General features: G+C 58.1%; 17 protein-coding genes and 1 riboswitch. Of the genes, 3 read left to right on the top strand and 14 right to left on the bottom strand.

The features are described from left to right. Positions 1 to 254: 254 nt before the first annotated feature. From ABE504_RS21755 to ABE504_RS21740, 4 genes are all read right to left on the bottom strand, one after another. Positions 255 to 707 carry a GNAT family N-acetyltransferase gene (locus tag ABE504_RS21755; protein WP_430092787.1) on the bottom strand — a complete coding sequence of 151 codons (453 nt, stop codon included), beginning with the start codon at positions 705 to 707 and terminating at the stop codon, positions 255 to 257. 5 nt (positions 708 to 712) lie between these two features. Further along, entirely contained in the window at positions 713 to 1,012 is a 300-nt protein-coding gene (locus ABE504_RS21750) for a hypothetical protein (RefSeq protein ID WP_430092571.1), read from the bottom strand. Between the two features lie 45 nt (positions 1,013 to 1,057). Continuing rightward, positions 1,058 to 2,161, bottom strand: coding sequence for a GNAT family N-acetyltransferase (locus tag ABE504_RS21745; RefSeq protein ID WP_430092569.1), 1,104 nt, complete (start codon positions 2,159 to 2,161; stop codon positions 1,058 to 1,060). A 47-nt stretch (positions 2,162 to 2,208) separates the two neighbouring features. Then, positions 2,209 to 2,288, bottom strand: a riboswitch (ZMP/ZTP riboswitch). Between the two features lie 50 nt (positions 2,289 to 2,338). After that, a complete protein-coding gene (locus ABE504_RS21740) occupies positions 2,339 to 3,073 on the bottom strand; it encodes a class I SAM-dependent methyltransferase (RefSeq protein ID WP_430092785.1) in 735 nt (244 codons plus the stop codon). 134 nt (positions 3,074 to 3,207) lie between these two features. On the opposite strand from ABE504_RS21740, the gene ABE504_RS21735 reads away from it, so the two are divergent. Further along, positions 3,208 to 3,651: a hypothetical protein gene (locus tag ABE504_RS21735; protein ID WP_430092567.1), complete on the top strand. Its 444-nt coding sequence runs from the start codon at positions 3,208 to 3,210 to the stop codon at positions 3,649 to 3,651. Between the two features lie 307 nt (positions 3,652 to 3,958). Here the strand turns inward: ABE504_RS21735 and ABE504_RS21730 are convergent, their stop codons facing one another. The 8 genes from ABE504_RS21730 to ABE504_RS21695 form a co-directional block, all read right to left on the bottom strand. Then, complete coding sequence (locus tag ABE504_RS21730; RefSeq protein ID WP_430092564.1) at positions 3,959 to 5,467, bottom strand: glycoside hydrolase family 32 protein; 1,509 nt, start codon at positions 5,465 to 5,467, stop codon at positions 3,959 to 3,961. Continuing rightward, positions 5,464 to 6,651 (bottom strand): PfkB family carbohydrate kinase, encoded by a 1,188-nt coding sequence (locus ABE504_RS21725; RefSeq protein ID WP_430092562.1) that lies wholly within the window; start codon positions 6,649 to 6,651, stop codon positions 5,464 to 5,466. Before ABE504_RS21725 ends, ABE504_RS21730 begins: the two co-directional genes overlap by 4 nt. Positions 6,652 to 7,035: 384 nt before the next feature. Next, positions 7,036 to 7,872 (bottom strand): carbohydrate ABC transporter permease, encoded by an 837-nt coding sequence (locus tag ABE504_RS21720; protein WP_430092560.1) that lies wholly within the window; start codon positions 7,870 to 7,872, stop codon positions 7,036 to 7,038. 13 nt (positions 7,873 to 7,885) lie between these two features. Further along, positions 7,886 to 8,827: a carbohydrate ABC transporter permease gene (locus ABE504_RS21715; RefSeq protein ID WP_430092558.1), complete on the bottom strand. Its 942-nt coding sequence runs from the start codon at positions 8,825 to 8,827 to the stop codon at positions 7,886 to 7,888. A 71-nt stretch (positions 8,828 to 8,898) separates the two neighbouring features. After that, positions 8,899 to 10,923: a GH32 C-terminal domain-containing protein gene (locus ABE504_RS21710; RefSeq protein ID WP_430092557.1), complete on the bottom strand. Its 2,025-nt coding sequence runs from the start codon at positions 10,921 to 10,923 to the stop codon at positions 8,899 to 8,901. Positions 10,924 to 11,283: 360 nt separating this feature from the next. Further along, entirely contained in the window at positions 11,284 to 12,903 is a 1,620-nt protein-coding gene (locus tag ABE504_RS21705; protein WP_430092556.1) for a response regulator transcription factor, read from the bottom strand. After that, a complete protein-coding gene (locus tag ABE504_RS21700; protein WP_430092553.1) occupies positions 12,878 to 14,692 on the bottom strand; it encodes a cache domain-containing sensor histidine kinase in 1,815 nt (604 codons plus the stop codon). The genes ABE504_RS21705 and ABE504_RS21700 overlap by 26 nt, the downstream gene beginning before the upstream one ends. 85 nt (positions 14,693 to 14,777) lie before the next feature. Next, positions 14,778 to 16,127 (bottom strand): ABC transporter substrate-binding protein, encoded by a 1,350-nt coding sequence (locus ABE504_RS21695; RefSeq protein ID WP_430092551.1) that lies wholly within the window; start codon positions 16,125 to 16,127, stop codon positions 14,778 to 14,780. 186 nt (positions 16,128 to 16,313) lie between these two features. Here ABE504_RS21695 and ABE504_RS21690 point away from each other — a divergent pair, with 186 nt between their 5' ends. Both ABE504_RS21690 and ABE504_RS21685 read left to right on the top strand, forming a co-directional pair. After that, the gene (locus tag ABE504_RS21690; RefSeq protein WP_430092548.1) at positions 16,314 to 17,144 is read left to right on the top strand and encodes an EcsC family protein; all 831 of its coding nucleotides are present in this window, start codon (positions 16,314 to 16,316) and stop codon (positions 17,142 to 17,144) included. Between the two features lie 92 nt (positions 17,145 to 17,236). Further along, positions 17,237 to 17,437, top strand: coding sequence for a hypothetical protein (locus ABE504_RS21685; protein ID WP_430092546.1), 201 nt, complete (start codon positions 17,237 to 17,239; stop codon positions 17,435 to 17,437). A gap of 415 nt (positions 17,438 to 17,852) precedes the next feature. Here ABE504_RS21685 and ABE504_RS21680 read toward each other — a convergent pair whose 3' ends face one another. Together ABE504_RS21680 and ABE504_RS21675 are read right to left on the bottom strand one after the other, a co-directional pair. Next, positions 17,853 to 18,782: a serine/threonine protein kinase gene (locus ABE504_RS21680; RefSeq protein ID WP_430092544.1), complete on the bottom strand. Its 930-nt coding sequence runs from the start codon at positions 18,780 to 18,782 to the stop codon at positions 17,853 to 17,855. Positions 18,783 to 18,798: 16 nt separating this feature from the next. Further along, positions 18,799 to 20,037, bottom strand: coding sequence for an MFS transporter (locus ABE504_RS21675; protein ID WP_430092542.1), 1,239 nt, complete (start codon positions 20,035 to 20,037; stop codon positions 18,799 to 18,801). Positions 20,038 to 20,138: the final 101 nt, after the last annotated feature.

The raw sequence follows: 20,138 nt of genomic DNA, 5'->3' as shown, positions 1-20,138 counted from the left end.
ATGAAATGCAGGATTCTGCCACAAATCGCCCCTTTCGACCGGAATTACATGTACTTTTTGCAGGTGCGGCAGCCGGCGGGGAGGGGGTGCTGGTGCGACAGGCGACCGGCGGCGGGCGCTCGTCACCCCAGGTTAAACTGCAGTGAGCTGAATAAGCACTCGAAGCGTGCGTATTCAGGCACTAAGCGCCGGATTTCGTTCATTACGCACTCGACGAGTGCTTATGTCACACTGCTACGCCACTTAGAGACGAATTACAACGCCATAGCCAATCGAATCATGTCCCGGCACCACAAACCGTTCTCGTAAATGGCCTCTGGGTAGTGCCGGACGAAAAAATCCGGCTCCACCCCAACGATCCGAAAACCGCATTTCTGATACAGCGCGAGCTGACTTAGGCTTGAATTGCCGGTGCCGATCTCGAGCTGCGCGCAGCCCCGCTCCCGCGCCGTCTCCACCGCGTGCCGGACAAGCTGCTTCCCAATGCCCTGCCCTTGCAGCTCCTCTGCAACAGCGATGTTCATAATCTCCGCCGTCCCCGGCCTTGTCGGGACAAGCACATAGACGCCGATGACCCGTCCCTCCAACTCCGCTACATAGCACTCGCCGCGAGCCAGGTACGCCTCCACCATCGCCAATGACGGATCCGCCGAGAGCAGGAGAGGCACTGGATGCGGTTCGTCCCTGCGCTTAGGTCGAATAAGCAGCTCGCTCAACCCTCCGCCACATCCGCCATCAGGTCGCTGGCGACTTCCAGCATTTTGGGAATGACCGCTTCATTCGTGCCGGAGACGTAGAGATCGCCCTGGTAATGGCGAAACGGGATTTGCACGCCGTCTACACTCCACATGAAGAAGTCCCCCTCGATCGACATCGTCGTCTCGCCACGCACCGTAAACACCGGGGTATACGTGAAATCCGTTTTATCCGCAAAATACTGCTTGCACTCCTCCAGCGAGATCGCCGGACTGTTTTCCTGAAAAGACCGCGTAATGCGGTAACGTTGACTCATCTTGGCTTGCCTCCAGTATTATCAAATACTTTTACAATACCATGCTCAGGATGGTTTTGCATCTGAACAGCGGGCGATAGGTCTCTCGTACAAATGTGCAGCCCAGCCCTGACCGTCATACCGACCACAGAAGGTAAAGTCCTGACGTACATAGTACCGATTAAGCGCAGGATTATCGCCCATGCAATCGAGGCGCAGCCGAGTTTTGCCCTGCTCACCCACGTACCCCTCCGCCCAGTTGATAAGCCTGGTGCCAATGCCCATGCTTTGGCATTCACGGGAAACCGCAAACTTGTGGAAATACCCGGCTTCTTCACTGTTCTGCTCTCCCCAAATTTCTTCATATCCCCATTGAATGGCGAAACATCCCACCGTCCGACCGCCTAGCGATGCCACGAACATCTCGGATTTCCCCATCCATTCCGCTACATACGTCTCCGAAAACCGTTCCTCCCGCCATTGCATAAGACCGACTTCTTGCCGGATCCACTGCGCCGCACCGACCAAAAGCCCGCGTATCGCCCCCACGTCCTCCGTCCCGGCTCTGCGAATATCCAGCTTGGCATGCCAAGCATACTCCAGCCGTGAAGCGACCTCCGTCGCTCGCGCTTCACCGCACAGTCGGGCCACGACATGCAGCGCAGCGTCGAACCCCGCAGTCACGCCGCCGGACGTCACGATCCGGCCGTTATCCACATACCGGACATCCTCGACGACCGTGGTTTCCTGCGGCGAAACCATGCTCCGCAATAACCCATACGCCGTGCGGTTCGTCGTCACCCGCAGCCCCTCCAGCAATCCCGCTTGCGCCAGCAGCAGCGCACCGGTGCACACGAACAGCACCAGCTCCGCCTTGGCCGCCGCTTCGCGAATCCAGGCGATCAACCGCTCATTGGCGATTTCCGTCCGCGATCCCAGTCCTCCGGGCACAATGAGAATATCCGCCGTCGGGCATTGCTCGATGCCATACCGGGGCGTAATGGTGATGCCGCTGACGGTCGTCACTGGAGTTCCTTTTTCCGATACCGTCCCCACACGAAAATCCCCGCCCAAATAACCGGCAACCCCAAAAACATCATGCGGCCCTGTAAAATCCAGCGTATCCACCTTATCGTACAGCACCACGACAACTTGTCTTACCCTCTTCATCGCAATCCCTCCCTGAAATAAAAAGAGCATCTGACCCATTGGATCAAACGCTCTGCCCAGGCGATCGGCTGTATGACGCATGTGCTCCCCCGTAGTCCTCTACGTTTCGCCAGTTACACATACCAGAAATTCCCTTCATTATACATCGGCTAAAAAGGAAACGTCTAGATGCAAGCGCTAATTCTTCACCGCCGCCAACAAAAGAAAAATCGGACGCCTCGCCTCGTCCCGCATCTCGGCTGACACCGCCATCGCTTCCTCCGTCGGCTGCGGCTCCGCCACCTGCGTGATGCGGAAGCCGGCTCCGATCAGCGCGTTCATGTACGTCGCCACCGTACGGTGGTACTTCACAACGTCGCTGCCCAGAAACCGCGCGTTGCGCAGCCCCTCCTGCTGGTAGTCGTCGACCGGCCAGTGCAGCCGTTCGCCGCCAGTGCCGTAGTGCCAGTCCTGCGCAGCGCGCGACGTGAACACCGGATGCTCGACGGACAGCACAAAAGTGCCTCCCACCGAAAGGGCTTGATGGACTTTGCGACATACCAGGCCGAAGTCCTCTACATAGTGCAACGCCAGCGAGCTGAGCACGACGTCGAACTCGCCTGCAGCGAAAGAACTGTCTTCGATGGCAAGCCTACGGTACTCGATTGAAGGCCCGCTGTGGTGCTCGCGAGCGTAACTCAGCATCTTCTCCGATAGGTCGATCCCTAGCACTGCCTCGGCCCCCTGCTCGCTCGTATACTGGCAGTGCCATCCGTAGCCGCAGCCAAGATCCAGCACCCGCTTGCCCCTAAGCTCCGGCAGCATCGCGCGCAGCACCGGCCATTCCCCCGCTGCTTGCAGCCCGCCGACCGAGCGCGGCATTTCGCTGTATTTTTCAAAAAACGCCTGATCATCATATTTGTTCTGCTTCATTTCGTTACCGCTCCTTCTCACATCTAACTACTCTCTTCAGTTTACCAACAAATGCACCCAATCCCGAATGGAAAGTTTCTGTATAATGAATTCCTCCCGCGTACTTGGCTGCCCACAGGCTGCATACATTGGCTATGACAATCCCAGAGGGGGGCTTTGTCATGACCTATCCGTACGATCCGTCCAACTGCTTCGTCCGGTTCATCGGCCCGAATCCAGCGACAAGCTTTCAACCGGAGTTGGCGGTGCCGCATATCGATTCATCTGCTTTTGTCGGGGCGTTCACAAGCATCATCGGCGCCGGAAGCAACCTGCAGGACGGTGTCATTCTGCACGGCCTCAATGTCTACATCGCAACCAACGCGACGGTCACCGGCAATGTGATGATTGCCGATCATCGCTTCGTGCCGCCCGATGCGGTGATCGACACCCAGGCGAAAGCGGATCTGCTGGGGCCCATCCCGCGCGACAAGAAAGAATTCGCCGAAGAGGTTCAGCGCGTCAACCGAGAGTTCTCCGAGAGCTACTCAATGATGTTAGGTTCCAAACGCTGCTCTTGCGGCATGGCTTATGAGTAGCGGGATTTCGCAGGGAAGGCACTGGCTCAACGCTAAGAGGGGTAAACCACCCTTATCCGTTGAATTTGGCTAAAAATGAGGAAAATAGAAGGGGCAGACCCCTTCTAAGTGAGCAGAAACGCCGCTTTTTGGCAGAATTCCGCGGAGTTAAGAGGGGGTTTGCCCTTCTATTTCGGGGAATTTGGAGATACCGCGTTGAATAAGTGGGATTGCAATCGCTTACATCAGCCGGATGCGCAAGAAACTGGCTCAGCTTCTCTTAATCAGAAAAAAGGGAAGCCTCAGCTAAGCCTCGGCTTCCCCTTCTTTATTCCGGCGTCTCACCCGCGAGCCGCCATACGTCCAGACTCTCCAGCAGGCATGCGCCGCCGCTGGCAAACAGCTTCACGCCGAGACTGTCCGGCGCGGGATAAATGCGGTTGGTGACGGTGCGCACGCCGTCACCAACGAACAGCTCGACCGAGGAACGGTCGAGGAAAAGATGCAGCTTGAGCCGCCCATCCGGCAGCGGCTCAAGCTGCACTTCGCACACGCCGGCCTCTCCGGCGCCGGCGTGCGTGCGGTCGACACGAAGGGTGCGGTCCGCCATGGCGTACGCAACCTTCGTGTGCTCTGCGCCGTCTGCGGAGCAGCGCAGCTTCAGACCAAACTCGGCAGCGCCGCCGGCTTGCCGCGTATCGAACACGGCGATGAGCTCCAGCGCATCGCCGTGAACCCCCGGCAGGCTGACGTCGCCGCCTGCCGCCAGATGCACGCCGGCGAAGCCGCGGTGCTCACCGCGCAAAGCGCGGAGCTCCGCCGCCGGCGTCATGCGCAGCGTGCCGTCCGCCGCCAGCGTCAGCTCGCGCGGCAGCGTGAACGCGCCCATCCAGCCGTGCGCCTGCTCCGGCATGCGCGCGCCCCAGATGTTCATCCACCCCAGCAGGAGGCGGCGGCCGTTGCCGTCGATGAACGTCTGCGGGGCGTAGAAGTCGAACCCGTAATCGAGTCGCTCTGCAAAGCGGGGCTCGAACCGGCCGTTCTCATGATCGAGCTTGCCGATCATGTAGAGCGTCTTCGTTGCGCCCATATTCATCGGCGAGCAGATCAGCACGTGGTCATCTGAGCGGCCAAGTGGAAACACATCGGGACATTCCCACATGTCCCCCATCGTGCCGTCGCTCTCCGCAGCGACACCCAAATAGCGCCACTCGCGCAAGTCCGGCGAGGTGTACATCAGCGCCTGACCGTTGCCGTCTTTGCCATAGCCGATGACCATATACCAGGCTCCCTCATGCTGCCACACCTTCGGGTCACGGAACCCGAAGCCGCCTTCCTGCGGCGGCCCGGCGATCACCGGGTTGTTCTCCGCCTTACGGAACGTCACCCCGTCCGTGCTCGTCGCGAGGCACTGCACCTCCATCGGCGTGCGCCCATCGACATGCCCGGTGTAAATAAGCGTTAGCACGCCGTCATCGTCGACTGCACTGCCCGACCAGCAGCCGTAGCCGCCGCTTTCGCCGGCATCATACGACTCCGATGGCGCCAGCGCAACCGGGAGGTGCTCCCAGTGCACCAGATCACGGCTGACCGCATGTCCCCAGTGCATCGGCCCCCAGGTTGGCTCATACGGATAATGCTGATAAAAAGCGTGATACGCCCCCTGATAATAAATAAGTCCGTTCGGGTCATTCATCCACCCCGCCGGCGGCATCAAATGATAGCGCAGTCGGTACGGGGTGTCTTGTACAGCTCCAGCCTTCTCCGCCAACGCCGCATTCGCCTGACGAATCAGCTCCTCGTGTTTCTCATGTCCATTCTCCTGAAGTTTGCTCATTCCACGGCCTCCTCTTGCATCAAATTATGAATCTCCTCCACTGTCGCCAGCGCCGGAATCGCGCCTTTGCGCGTCGTTGCCAACGCGCCCGCCGCATTCGCGAAGCGGAGCGCAGCCCGCAGCCGGTCTTCCCCCCAGCCTCGCAAGCGTGCGGAAGGGGATAAGCTCTCTAAGCCTTGGGAGGGTTCCATGGATTCTGGGGTTTCCGGGGTTTCCGGGGTTTCCGGGGTTTCCGGGGTTTCCGGGGTTTCCGGGGTTTCCGGGGTTTCCGGGGTTTCCGGGGTTTCCGGGGCTTCCAAGGATTCCAGAGTCTCCGGGGTTCCCGGGGTTGCCAGGTTTTCCGGGGTTGCCGAGATCTCCAGGTTTGCCCAATCCTGCACCAAGCCCCCCAACAAAGCCCCAAAAAAACCATCCCCCGCTCCCGTCGTATCTACCGTACGAACGGCCAAACTCGGCACGTGCCCCCACTTGCCATCAAGCAAGTAGTACGCGCCCTCTCCGCCAGCCGTCACCAGCAGCAGCGTGATCGCATGCCGCTCCGCCAGCCCGCGGGCAGCCGGTTCCAACTCCTGCTCCCCCGTCAGGAAGCGCAGCTCCTCCTCCGACACCTTCACGATGTCGGCCAGCGCCAGACCTGCCGCAATCGCCTTTTTCCCCGCTTCCGCATCCCGCCACAGCGACTCGCGCCAGTTCGGATCATACGAGATCAGCGCACCATGTGCTCGCGCCCGCTGCACAGCAGCCACCGTCGCTGAGTACGCCGGCTCCGCCGTCATCGAGATCGAGCCGAAGTGGCAGATGCGCGCCGCGTCCAGCATCGCCGTGTTCAGTTCCTCCCCGCGCAGCAGGAGATCCGCTCCCGGCTGGCGGGCAAAATGAAACGACCGCTCGCCCCTGCCGTCCAGCTGCACGAACGCCATCGTCGTGTGCGCCTCGTCCGAGACGACCAGGCCGCTGTCCGACACGCCGTGCTCCACCAGCGCTTCGCGCAAGTATGCGCCGAACGGGTCTGTGCCGACTTTTCCGATAAATCCGCTCCTGCCTCCGAGCTTCGCTACCGCCACCGCCACATTGACCGGCGCCCCTCCCGGATTGCGCTCGAACAACGGCTGACCGGCTTCCGACACCCCATACGGCGTAAAATCAATCAAATACTCGCCGATCGCCACCACATCATATTTCATGGATAACTCTCCTTCGCCACAATTTCTCTCCACCGCGAGCCGCCGTTATATCTACTACAGAATTTCGCGCCTCCACCCACTTGCAAGCCGCCCTCCAATGAACTGGAATTTCTACAGTTTATTTTGGCATTTCCGCCCGAATCGGGGTGCTGAACTGGAATTCTTCCAGCTCATTTGCCCTTTTGGCAGCAATCCGCTTCAAACTGCGGAAATGAAATGGAGATTTTCCAGCTCAGTTAGCATGGAGGCCATTTCTGGGGGAAAAAACTGGAGGTTTTCCAGTTCATGACCACACAAAGCCGCTCAACTGGCTTGACGTAGGGGCGCTCCTTTTGTGTCAGTTCAGGCGGAATAGCTTTTCACCTTATCTTGACAGCATTGCGCCTACCCTTTAATCCCCGACATCGTAATTCCCTGAATGTAATACCGCTGAAGGAACAGGAACAGTAGCAAAATCGGCACCGTCGACAACGTATTGGCCGCCAGCACCTTCGACCAGTCCGTCCCTTCATTGGAGGAAAAGGTGGAGATGCCAACCTGGATCATTTGCATTTTTTGCTCATTGATGACAATGAGCGGCCATAGATACGAGTCCCAGTTACCGAGGAACGTCATCAGCCCCAGCGTAATCAGCGCCGGCACCGCCGCTGGGAGCACAATCGCGGCATACGTACGGGGCAGACTCGCCCCATCCATCCGGGCCGCCTCCATCATCTCGTTCGGTACCTCGGCAAAAAACTGCCGCAGCATAAAAATCCCGAACACCGACAACATCGACGGAACGATCAGCGCTTTATACGAGTTCAGCCAGCCGAGATCGTGCATCAGCAAATAGTTCGGCACCAGCGTCACCTCGCCGGGAATGATCATCGCGGACATAAACAGGGCGAACACCGCCGTTTTGAAGCGGAACCGGATTTTTGCAAAAGCAAAGGCCGCCATCGAGTTAATGATCAGCACCAGCGCCGTGACAACCGAAGCGACAAACAGCGTGTTCCAGATATAACGCAGGAACGGGTTCCGCGCGTTGTAAATGACGTTATGGAAATTTTTCCACGTCCACTCCACCGGAACAATAAGATGCCAGTCCAGCGTCGTATATTTAAAAAGCTCTTGATACGGACGAAACGCCCCCGCCACCATCCACACAATCGGCGCAACGGAAATAAGCGCAAGAATCGCCATGACCACCAGCCTGAGCATGCTCCACAATTTATTCATTACGTTCCCTCCCCTATTCGTCCGCGTTCCGACTGAACAGCTTCATCTGAATGAGCGAGATCGTCAGCACGATGGCAAAAAGCACAAACGCCGCCGCCGTCGCGTACCCCATTCTCATTTGCGTGAACGCCTGCTTATAGATGTAAAAGACCACCGTCTCCGTCGACCCGTTCGGTCCGCCGTTCGTCAGCACGAACACCAGCCCCGACAGCTTGATCGCATCGATCGTCGTCATAATCACGACAAAAGCCGTCGTACGATTAAGCAGCGGCAGCGTAATCCGCGCAAACTGCTGCAACCGCGAAGCCCCGTCCACCCGGGCCGCCTCGTACAGATCCGGCGAGATGTTATTCAAACCCGCGAGAAAAATAATCATGAAAAAACCTGCGCCCTTCCAAATGCCCAGCACGATAATCCCGTTCATCGCCGTATGCGGATCGGACAGAAAGCTCGTCGTCGGCAGATGCAGCGCCTTAAGCATGGAATTCAGCAGCCCGAACTCTTTATTGTAAATGAGCTTAAATACCGTAGCCGCGACCGCCGTCGAAATAATGACCGGGATAAAATACAGCGTCCTGAACAGCCCGCTTGTCCTGGAGGGCTTCTGCACCAGCAGCGCTAGCCCGAGCGCAATGCTCGTCTGAATCGGAATCACAATGATGGCAAAATAAAACGAATGCCGCAGACTCCCCCAGAACGCGCGATCCTTCATCAAATGCGTATAGTTATCCAAGCCGACGAAAACGTCGCCTGCGCCGACTAAGGAGTAATTTTTGAAGCTGATCAGAAACGCCTGCAGCATCGGGTAAAAGACGAAGACGAGAAGCAGCGCCATCGCCGGCATAATGAACCCTAACGCCGTCCGCTGCTCGTGCCTCCGATAACTGCTTGCTCTGCGCCTGCGCAGAACGTTCTCTCCTCCTGCTGTCTCTTGGTTGTTTACCGCAGTTTCCATACGAGTCTCCCCTTCCCCTATGGAGCTTTCCGAAATTACCAACGGTAATCTATTTCGGAAAGTCTCCTTAACTACTTCGTTTCATAAACAAAAATATTCATACTCGCCGCCACCCGGCCGTCGCTCGTTTGTGCACGGATCGCCGTCGATCCGCTGCCCATGCCCGTCACCACCGCGCCGCCTTCCGCAGACGCGCTCACCTTGGCAATCGCCTCGTCCTCCGACCGCCACGTTAGCCCTTGCGGGGCGCGGTATGGCAGCACGTCCGCGGCGACCGCCTGACTGCCCCCGACCGGTACGTCTGCCGATGGCCTGCTGAGCACGATCCGCTGCGGGGTATCGCTATTCACGTCCTCCTGCCGCCACACCGTCTGCAGCGGATACAAGCTCGCGCGCTCCAGCACCGCGCCGCCCTGCACGGCCTCGACCGACAGCCCGCTGCTCGTCGGGTCCGGGAACATAATCGACGAAATGACTGTCTCCCCGTCATTTGCAAACACCTCCAAGCTGGCGCTGTCGACGTACAAGCGGAGCTTCAGCTTGCCATCCCGCAGCTTCAGCGGTGCCGACACCTTCTCGGCGAAGCCCTTCTCGAAGGTGCTGACGCCCGCGTGCGTGCGGTCCACGCTGAGCACGCCGGCTGCGGCATCATAGCTGACGACCGTCGCTTGCGCGCCGTCCGCGCTCCGCCGCAGCGCCAAAGCGACCTGCGCATCCGGCTGCACCGTCAGCTCCGTCTCCAATTCATACGACGTCCCCTTCAGGCCGTCGAACGGATTCAAACCGCCGCCCGCTGCGAGCGGCGTCCTGCCCACCACCGCCGCCTGCCCACGCAGCGCGGCCAGCTCCTTCACCGGCTGCTGTACAAGCCGCAGCCCTTGCCCCGACACATCCCGCAGCGTCAACTCGCGCGGGATGGACATGCTGCCCTTCCACGCGCCGGTCGGCATCGCGAACGGGTACCGCCAGTTCGACATCCAGCCGAGCCAGATGCGGCGGCCGTCCTTCGCCGGGATGTCCGAATAGGACACCGCGGCATAAAAATCTTTGCCATAATCCGTCCACAGCACATCGGATGGGGCGTTGTCGTTCTTGAACGTGCGACCGTCGAACGTTCCGACAAAATACTGCGCCGTCGACCCCTTCGTCGCCGTATTGTTGCCGATGCTGACCGTCAGCACCCATCGCTTCTCTTTCGAGCCCTCCACCGGCAGCTCGAACAAATCCGGGCATTCCCAAACCGCCGCGTGCGAGCCCTGGTCGCTGCCGAACTCGCTCGTCATCGTCCATGTCTTGAGATCCGGCGACGTGTAGAAACGCACCCGATTGTCCACGGACACGACCATCACCCACGATTTTGTCGGCGCGTACCAGATCACTTTCGGATCGCGAAAATCCTTCAGCCCCGGATTCGGAATGACCGGATTCCCTTCATATTTCGTCCACGTGCGCCCCTTGTCCGAGCTGTACGCAATGCTCTGCGATTGCAAGCCGCCTTTAAAATGCGTAAAAATCGCAACCAGCCCCGCCTTGCCCCCGAAAAAGCCGCTCGTATCCTTCTCATCCACCACCGCACTGCCCGACCAGATCTCGCCCAGAGAGTCCCGCGCCAGCGCCACAGGCAGATGCTCCCAATGGAGCAAATCTGTGCTCACCGCGTGGCCCCATTGCCCGCTATTTTGATAGAACTGGTGATACTCGCCCTCAACATACACCATCCCGTTCGGGTCGCTCATATTGCCGCTTTCCGGCGACAAATGATACTGCGGACGAAACGTCTCCGTATAGTAATTGGGATCACTCGAGTAATGGAATCCTGCCGGCTCTCCTGTCGCTGTTTTCCCTTCTGTGTTCTGCCCTGCCGTTGCCGCACCACGTCCGCCAGCTCCCGCAGCAGCTTCCATCCCTGCAACTTGCCCTCCGGTTCCCGAGACAGCTCCCGTTGCTGCATCTTGCCCGTTCGCGCTCACAGCCGCCTCCGATCCCTGTCCCGCTCCTCTCATCTCCTCGCTATGACTCAGCAACGCTACCGCCCCCCATCCCAGCAGCACCGCCGCTGCTGCGCCGATCGTCCACATGCCTGCTGCCTTTTGCATACGTTCTCCTCCTGCACCATCCCAAATTTTCCGTATCGCTATTGTACCGGGCTGGACTGCGGAAAGATTTCAATATGCTCGGGTGTGAGCTTTCAATTTGCTCATTTACCTCCTGCTCTCCCTCACAGACACCCTGCTCTCCCCCTACCAAAGCCTGCTAAAATGCAGGAATCTCTCCACCATCCACCTTGATGTCAGGTGAAGCCTGCGATTTGGCAGGAATTTTCGACGAATGTACACGATTTCCGAGAAATCAAAGGAAAAAACTGCCTATTCGCAGGCATTCATCCCAATTCCGCTACAAACAGAAAAAATGCCTGCTCACTCGCAGGCATTTCGTTCCGTACCTCTACATTCCCCTCACGACCGCTTCCCCCGCTCCTCCCGATACTCCTTCGGCCCTTTGCCATACCACTTCTTGAACGCCGTGCTAAAATAGCTCGCGCTGGAGTACCCCACCAGCGTGGCGATGTCTGTCAGCTTGAGCTCGCCTTCCTCCAGCAGCGTGGCTGCTTTGGTGAGCCGCAGCTTGGTCACGTAGTCGCTAAAGGTGCTGCCGACGCTTTGCTTGAACAACCCAGACAAGTACGTCTCGTTGAGGTGGAACATCTCCGCGAGCGAAGCCAGCGACAGCTCGTACGTGTAGTTTTCGTCCACATACTTGCGGATCGCCTCCAGCATTTGCTGGCCGCTGGAGAAGCGCGTCTTCCGCACCTCGTCCATGACGAGCTGCGCCATTTCCAGCAGGAGCTCCAGCACCTGCTCCCGGGACGAATAGTCCCGCACCGCCAGCTGACAGTTCCACAGGTAGCTTTGCAGCGAGGCGTCGCCGAGCTCGAACTTCTTCGCAATCGCGTGGAACAGCAGGATGATGCGCAGCGTCAGGAACGTAAAGACGAACATCGGCGTGTCCCCCCGCTCCGCCGCAAAAATCCCCTGCAGCTGCTTCGCAAACGCCGCCATATCCACGCCCTCGATGGCCTGCATCAGCTTGCGTTCGACCTCCGGCGAGAAGGCGTGCGTCAGCGCCAGCAGCTGCGCGCTGGGCTGCGCTCCGCCGCCCTCCGTCGTCGCCTGGCTCCACGCCAGCAGGCTGGACGCGTACCCGTCCTTGAGCTGCCGCAGGCCGGACGTTGTCTCGCCGACGCCGATGACGCAGGCTACGCGGAGATAGCTTTGCAGATCGCGCCGCAGCCTGCGCACGAAGTCGTCCATCAGACGCGAATGCCCCGCCTCGTCCGCGACGAGCACGAGAAAATGCATCAGCGCCGGATGGCTGCTCGCATGAAACGGATACACGTGTGCCAGCTTTTCCGCGGACTCCCGGCACATCAGCTGAAAAGCGAGGTAGAGCAGATCCTTCCGCTCGCTCCAGTCGTCCAGACGCCCCGGCGGAATGCGCATCTCGACGGTCACGAACTGGGCGCGAACATCATCCTTAGCCAGCGCCCCCAGTTCGAGCTGCGTCATCCGCTCTTTCATCGTCGCGACGCTGAACCACTCGTCCTTCACAAGCTGCCAGATCAACTGCTCTCGCATGACCCCAAGCAGCTCTGTATGTTTGCGCTCCTCCTGCTCCTGCTCAAGCAACCGGCTCCGATCCGCCTCCAGCTCCTCCGCCAATCGGCCCAGCAAAGCCGTGAGCTCGCTGCGTACAACAGGCTTGAGCAAATAATCCTTCACCCCGTATTGAATCGCCGCCTTCATATATTCAAAATCCGAATAGCCCGACAACACGATCATTCGCAGCTCGGGGTATGCCTCTTTACACGCCTTGACGAACGCCATCCCGTCCATCTGCGGCATGCGTACATCCGTGATCACGACGTCAGGCAGCGGTCCTTCCTGCAACAATTGCATGGCAGCCAGCCCATTGTCCGCCTCCTGCACGATCATGAAACCGGCAGCGTTCCAGTCGATTTTTGCCTTGATGCTATTGCGTACGCCAATCTCGTCATCCACCAACATGATACGGTACATGGCGCTCGTCACCTCCTTTCACGGGTACAAACAGTACAATCTCCGTCCCCTCACCAACCTGGGAATCGATCTCGACCTTGAACGCTTCCCCATAGGCGAGCCGGCACCGCGACAGCACATTGCGCAGCCCGATGCTCTGGCCTTCACTGCTGAGAATAGCGACGGACTCCCCGCCGCGAAGCTCGGCCTGCAGGTCGGCCACCAGTTCAGGGGGCATGCCGACGCCGTTGTCGCGAATCACAAGGCGAACGCGCTCTTCTTCCGCCTGCGTCCGAATCTCAACCCGCGCCGTGCCTGCCTTCTCCAGCGAATATTTCACGGCATTTTCCACCAGAGGCTGGATAATAAATTTGGTAATCAGCACCTGCGACGCCGCGGGATCCTCTTCGATCGCCACGTGCAGCCGCTCCCCATGCCGCAGCCTCAGCAGCAAAACATAATCGCGAATATAAGCCATCTCTTCCGCAACTGTCACCCAATCCCGGTTCAGATTGAGCGAGTATCGCATCATTTTGCCCATCGCTTCCGTTGCGTCCATAACCAGATCCTCCCGCTTCATAGCAGCCAGCCCGGAGATAATTTCCAACGTATTATTGTAAAAATGCGGATTAATCTGGAGCAGTAATGCCTTGTACTCCGCGTTTTTGCGGCGCAGATTCGTGGCGAATTCCGTCTCGATCAGCTCGCGCAGCCGATACGTCATCCCCTCGAACACGCCGATGACATAGTCGACTTCGCTGTGGCCCTCCCTGACCTTCGGCATGACCTGAAGCGCCTGCCCGAACTCGCCGCGCTGCACATACTTCATCGCCCGCCCCATATGGCTGAGCGGCTTCGTGATACCCGCGGACAGCCACAGCGCCGCCAGCATGGCGAGCAGCAGAAGCAATCCGGTCACGACTACGATTGTTCTGCGGATTTGCGTAATTTTCTGGTACAGCTCGCCTTCCGGCACCATGCCGACAATGATCCATTCTTGTGCCGGCAGCTTGCGGAAGAAGATCAGATTTTCTCCCCCGTCCTCCTGCATGGGAAAAATCCCACTCGTCTCTTCCCCTGACTCCGCCGCAATGTGCGCGAGGCCGCGCTGCACGAGCTCTTTTTGCTCGCCGAGCGGCTGATCCAGCACGCTTTCGCCGTCCTTGGTCAGCAGCACGACTCTGCCGGTGCGGCCGATTCGGATTTTATCAATCGCGTCTCTAAGCAGGGTTGTCGGGTAGTTCACCTTAATAAAACCGACGTTGCGCAGCGATTGCAGCTGCACCAGCGGGAACAGGTACGCATTCACCGACCGCGTCCGCAAATACTCATCCGACTGGTCGGGATCCTTGTGCGCCGTCGTCCAGCGCTTTCCCGCCTCCATAAAATTGAGGAACCACGCGCTGCTCCGGTACGTCGTATCCTGCGTCCACAAGCCCCCTGCATCCTCGGCGAACGCGCTGATCGACACGCCATTCGACGTATTCACCGCGTACGAGGACAAATACTCCCGCAGCCGCTGCTTCGTCAACACCCGCTCTTGAATCGTATTGTCCGCATTCAGATGGACGTTCAGCCACTCCTGCGTCGTTCGCGAGCTCACGACCTGATTGCCCGTATCCTCCACCTGCGTCAGCAGCGTCACGACGTGGGAGGCGAATTGCTCGATGGTCTGCGCCGCGCCAGACTCGATCGACGCCTTGATCGTCTTCGTCGCTTCCTCGCTCACAATATACGCCAGCGCCGCAAACGGGATAATAAGCAGCACCGAGAACACCGCCATCAATCGGCTCCGCAATGAAAAAAACATAATCTCCCCCCTTTTTCCTCCGTTATGAAAAACGACAACAAAGAGACGATCATAGGTATGATTCGTCTCTTTGCGTGAAGCCGCGCTATTTCTGCTGCGCCTTCATGTCGGCATACGCTTTGTCAATCGTGGCGATGGCTTCAGCAATGGAAGCATCCACGTTTCGCTTGCCGATGGTCACATCTTCAAACATTTTGTTCACCGCGTCAGACATTTGCGGGAAAATCGGCGTAATCGGACGCGGACGGCCGTACTTCTGATTTTGCACCACGAAAATGTTCTTCGGATACTCGTTCAGCTCCGGGAACTCCTTCGCCGCGGAGTAACGGGACGGAATGTCCTTCGTCATGCTCGCGTACGTCATTTGCCCGTCGTGGCCGGTCACCCAGTTAACGAACTTCCACGCTTCGTCCGGATGCTTGCTTTTGGCGGAAATGCCGAGCGCCCAGCTGCCGTTCGCGACGGCTTGCTGCGTGCCTTTTGGCAGCGGTGCAATGTCGTAGTCTTCCCCGAGCTTGAAGTTCGGGAACTTGTCCTTCAGGTTCGCAAGCGACCAGGAGCCGTCAATCGTAATCGCCAGCTTGCCGTTCGGGAACGGATCCGGCGGATACTCCAGCGCGGACACTTTATCCTTGTTGTACAAGTCGGAGAAGAACTGGACCGCTTTCTTCGTGCTAGCGGAGTCCAGGAAGCCTTTGGACGTCGTGCCTTCCGGGTTCATAATTTCGCCGCCGAACTGCCAGATGATCGGGTACTTGAAGTACGCCGTCGCACCGGCATTACCGAAGCCCTGCGCCGGATCGATACCGAAGACGCCTGCGGCCGGATCGTTCAGCTTTTTCGCCGCGTCGAGCACTTGATCCCAGGTCCATGGTTCATCCGGGTTTTTGGACGGGAGTGGAATGCCCTTGGCTTGGAACATTTTTTTATTGTAGAACATCGCGATGGAAGATTCCGTCAGCGGGGCCATGTAGATTTCATTTTGATACGTGTAGGTGGCCAGCGTCGATTTCGGCACATCGTCCATATTGCCATCCGCTTTAAAATACGCCGTTAACGGCTTAAGCGCACCCGCATTGGCATAAGAGCCGACGGTCGGCGCATCGAGCGCCATAATATCCGGCGGGGAGCCGGACGCGATGGACACGCGCAGCTTTGTATCATAATCCGAATACGGGATCGGCGTCATTTCCACGGAAATATTCGGGTACTTCTCCATAAAAGACGCGACGAGCTTATCATAAGCCGCATTCTCCGTATCGTTCCCGGAGTTTCTCCAGAACGTGAGTTTGACTTTTTCTTCTTTTTTAACGGCGGTATCTGTTGATTTCGGTGCTGCGGAGGTTGTCGAAGCTTGATCGTCCTGAGTGGAACACCCTGCTAATAGCCCCCCGATTACGAGAGCGCTTACGACAGTTTGGCTTAGCTTTTTCAAGGTTACTGCCCCTTTCATGTTCTCTATTGTTGATGACGACTCCATCTTATCAAAGGGGGCGTTCAAAACAATTCAAAATGCTCTGCTCTTCACTTCTAAAATTATCACAGTCGGAGGAAATGTCAAAAGAATAGCAACCGGCCCGCAGGTGAAACGTATTGGAGAGAAAAGGAGAGGTTGTTTGATATGGAATCGACCGAAGAACTGCGCCTAGCGCTTCAGGATATTGAACGATGGGAGCAAGATCAGAAGGACCTCTGGTTTTGGGAAAAAATTGGACGCCTGCCGTTTCAACTGCTGGATCGATTTACACCCAAAGCGCTCAGCAGCAAAATCGGCGAGGCGCTCGACGAGCTCGGGCACTACGTGCAGGCCGGCGGGAAATATCTCGTTTCGGAGCAGGGGACCTTGCAGCAGCTGAAGGCGGCTGCCGGGTGGAAGCCGCGCGAGGACGAGGAAGCCCGCGAGCTGACTATCGGGGACGTGGGCGATTTCCCGCTTCGCGTGATGGAACAGGTGGCCGACGAGCTCATCCGTTCGCGCTCCAATCTCGCCACCCTGCAGGGGGCGACGACCGGTATTGGCGGCCTTTTGACGCTGGCCATCGACATTCCCGCCGTCCTGGGACTCTCGCTCAAAACGATCCAAGAGATCGCCATCTGCTACGGCTACGATCCGAATGAGAAGCAGGAACGCATTTTCACGATAAAATGCTTGCAGTTCGCCTCCTCGGACATCGTCGGCAAGAAGGCGATTCTCGACGAGCTCGCTGCTTACGCCACCGTGGACAAGGCGAATCGCCAAATGATGTCGCAGCTCCAAGGCTGGCGCGAGGTATTCGCCACGTACCGCGACAACTGGGGCTGGAAAAAGCTGTTCCAGCTCATCCCCGTGGCCGGCATGCTGTTCGGCGCCTGGATCAACCGCGGTACGCTGAATGATGTGGGTGAAGCCGCCCACATGCTGTACCGCAAACGGCGCATTCTTGAGCGGCTGAGCGCCCAAACCGAGGGCTAAGTGAAACCACATGGGGCTGCCTCTCGTAAAGGTTAGTAAATCAATGCACTTTCCTCCCGGACGGTGCAATCCAACCAAAGGAGGCAGACATCATGTTCAAGCATATGTTCCATAAGCTTCTCGGGTCCGTCCTTCATTCCAAGCATAAGCAAGGCGGATACTACCGCCACAGCAGCTCCCACCGCCATACGCCAATGCAGCGCCGTTATTCCTCAGATGACCGCGGTGGTTACGGCTACCATAATCAGCAAGGGCATCAGTATTATAAAAATCGGCGTGGAAGCTCGAGCTAACTGGCCGCAAACGAAGTCTCAGCTCCAGCCCTCCCTTCTCACGATGGCCCTAGTTGCCGCACGCAGCCGCGGAACTTCCTGTATTTTGTACATGTAATCAGCAGAAATTAGGCTAAATCGCGAGAAATCCTGCAAAAAGTACAGTTAAATTTCGCCAAATGCGCTCTCGTGGTGCTTTTTCAGCGAAAATAGTCGGATTTTGCTGTACATTCTGCATCTCTTTGCAGCAAAGGCAGCGTACTCGGCACATTTACCTGTACAAATGCAGGTGTGTGCGACACAATTCCGATTAGCTCTGCTGCTTCCAGACAACATCGAAGATCAAGTGCTTCGCCGTCCTCGACGGGACGGGAACGTTCCCTGATGGCCTAGAGACACTTCGAGGAAACACGTTCCGATACGCAAAGAAAACCGCCTACCCCAGGCGGTTTTCTTCATGTTGCAACAGCTTATCCAATGCCAGCGCACATGCCCGCACATCCGGATACGGCGGATCGAGCTGCAGCAGCTTTCGCAGCATCGCCTTGGTCGCCGGCGAGACGTCGAGCTCCTGCTCCCAGCCGGAGAGAGGGGGCCCACTAGCGTGCTTGCCGTTCTCGCAGCTGCTGCCTCGCTCCCCAGCGCACCTGCCTCCCTCGCTACTCCCGCTGCGCTCCCCTGCACACTCACCTCGCGCATTGCGCTCCCCTTCCTGCGGCGTCTCGAACGCCGAATACAGCATAAACAACAGGAAATGGCCGATCGCATACAAATCCGACGTCACGGCGACCGTTCTTTTGCGAATGAACTCCTCGTCTGCATCAGCCGGAAGTCTCGCCGGTTCCCCGAGCCGGGCCGCGAGACCGAAGTCGATAAGGCTCATCCGCTCCCCGTCCAGCAGCACGTTGGGGATGCGGATGTCCAGATGCACGATGCCCTGTGCGTGCACATCGCCCACGATGTCCAGCAGACGGCGGACGAGCTGCAGGGCTTCCTTTTCGCCAAATCGCTGCCCCCGTTCGAAAATCAAATCCTCCACCGTCCGCCCTCGGCGATACTCCAGGAGAAGAAATTCTCGCCCAGCGCTCTGAAACAGCTCATAAGCGCGAGGGATCGCCGGATGCGTGAGCTGCTGCAGCAGCGCCTGCTCGCGGCGGAGCAGGTCGCGGCCAAGCCGCTTTTTACTCGGCTTCGCCTGCTTGAGGACGATGTCCGTGCCACTTTCCATATCCCGGCATAAGTAGGTGAGGCCGTAGCTGCCTATACCCAGAAAACGGTCGATCCGATACCGGCCCTGAAGCACTTTTCCCTTCGGCAGCGGATAGTCGCGCCAGGCTTCCACGACACGTTTCAAGTAAGCGAACACGGCTCACACCTCCTTTTTACCCCTGCGCCCCAAGCCTTCGATCGAGCTTGCCCTGCACGAACCAGGCGTATACGCCGAATCCAGTTAACAGCGCAAGCCCCGTCAATACGAACGGAAGCGCATAATGATTGCCTGCCAGCAAATATCCCGCCCAATAGGAAGCGATCGTATTCCCGATGCTTCGCGATACGGTTCGCATGCCTGCAAACAAGTTGCGGTCCTCCTCGGCAACGGCTGACATGCATTCGCTGTCCATCAAGTTATTCAGCATCGTGAAGCCTGCGCCGCGAATCAGCAGCAGCCCCGCAAAAACGGAGGCCGGCATCGACACCGCCATCAGCGCCACGACCAGCGCGTTATACGCGAACAGGATAAAGAACGTCCGGCGGCTGCCCCAGCGCTCCAACACATACGGCATGAGCAGCGATCCGGCGAAAAAGAAGAAGCCCGACAAGGCCAGCAGCCCGGAAATTTGGCCATCCTCCATGCCGAACCGGAATTTCAGGATGACATTCAGGAACGGGTTCAGCATGCAGAAGGTGAAGCCGGAATTGAAAATCAGCACCGAGAGCAGCACAAGGAACGAAAGTGCGTGCTTGCTCTTGGCTTTGGCTTTGGTCGGCGCTTCCGCCGTGGAAGCCCCGGGTTGGGCTTTGTCCGGCGCGATTGGCAGCAGCACGCCACGCAGCAGACCGGACAGCCCCAGACAGCCGCCGGCCACAAAGAAGGCGTACTGGTAAACCGTGCTGTGCCCTGGCAGCCAAAGCGGCAAATACCCGCCAAGCCACGTGCCGATGCCGGTGAACAGCGTAAAAATCGCGAAGAGCAGCGAGTAGGCGCTGGTTTCTTCTTTTTTCGAGCGGCAGTACTCAAAAATAAGCTGAATTTCCGAGTTGACGATCGCGGTAATGCTGAGCGACCATACGACCTGCGCGGCGGTTATCGTGCCGATCCCGGTGCCAAGCCCGAACAGGATGAGCGCCAGAAAAGCGAGCAGCATGCCGCCGACGAGCATCGTTTTGCGGCCGATGTATTTGACGGCGAAGCCCGCGGGCAAGCTCGCCAGCCCCATGATCAAGGCGCCGAGCGAGGTGATTCGGCCAATATCCCCTTTGGAGATGCCGAGGTCTAACAAATGTAAATTTAAAATGAGATTAAAGATGCCCGAACCGATGCCAAACAAGCTCTCCGTCGCAATAAACCTTCTGACGCCCGGCGAGAGATCGCGAAATTGCTGTACTGTATAGGCCCACATAGCTGTACCTTTCCTCTTGCTGTATGCTTTCATCTTACATGGCAGAGGCTGGGGATTCAACAGGGGCAGGGTACCAGCTTGGGGCCGGGAGCCTCCGCCAC

It is taken from the genome of Paenibacillus oryzisoli (assembly GCF_050467285.1).
Lineage (GTDB): Bacteria > Bacillota > Bacilli > Paenibacillales > NBRC-103111 > Paenibacillus_E > Paenibacillus_E oryzisoli_A.
Note: the sequence above shows the minus strand (reverse complement) of the source record. Positions and strands in the feature narration are given on the sequence as shown.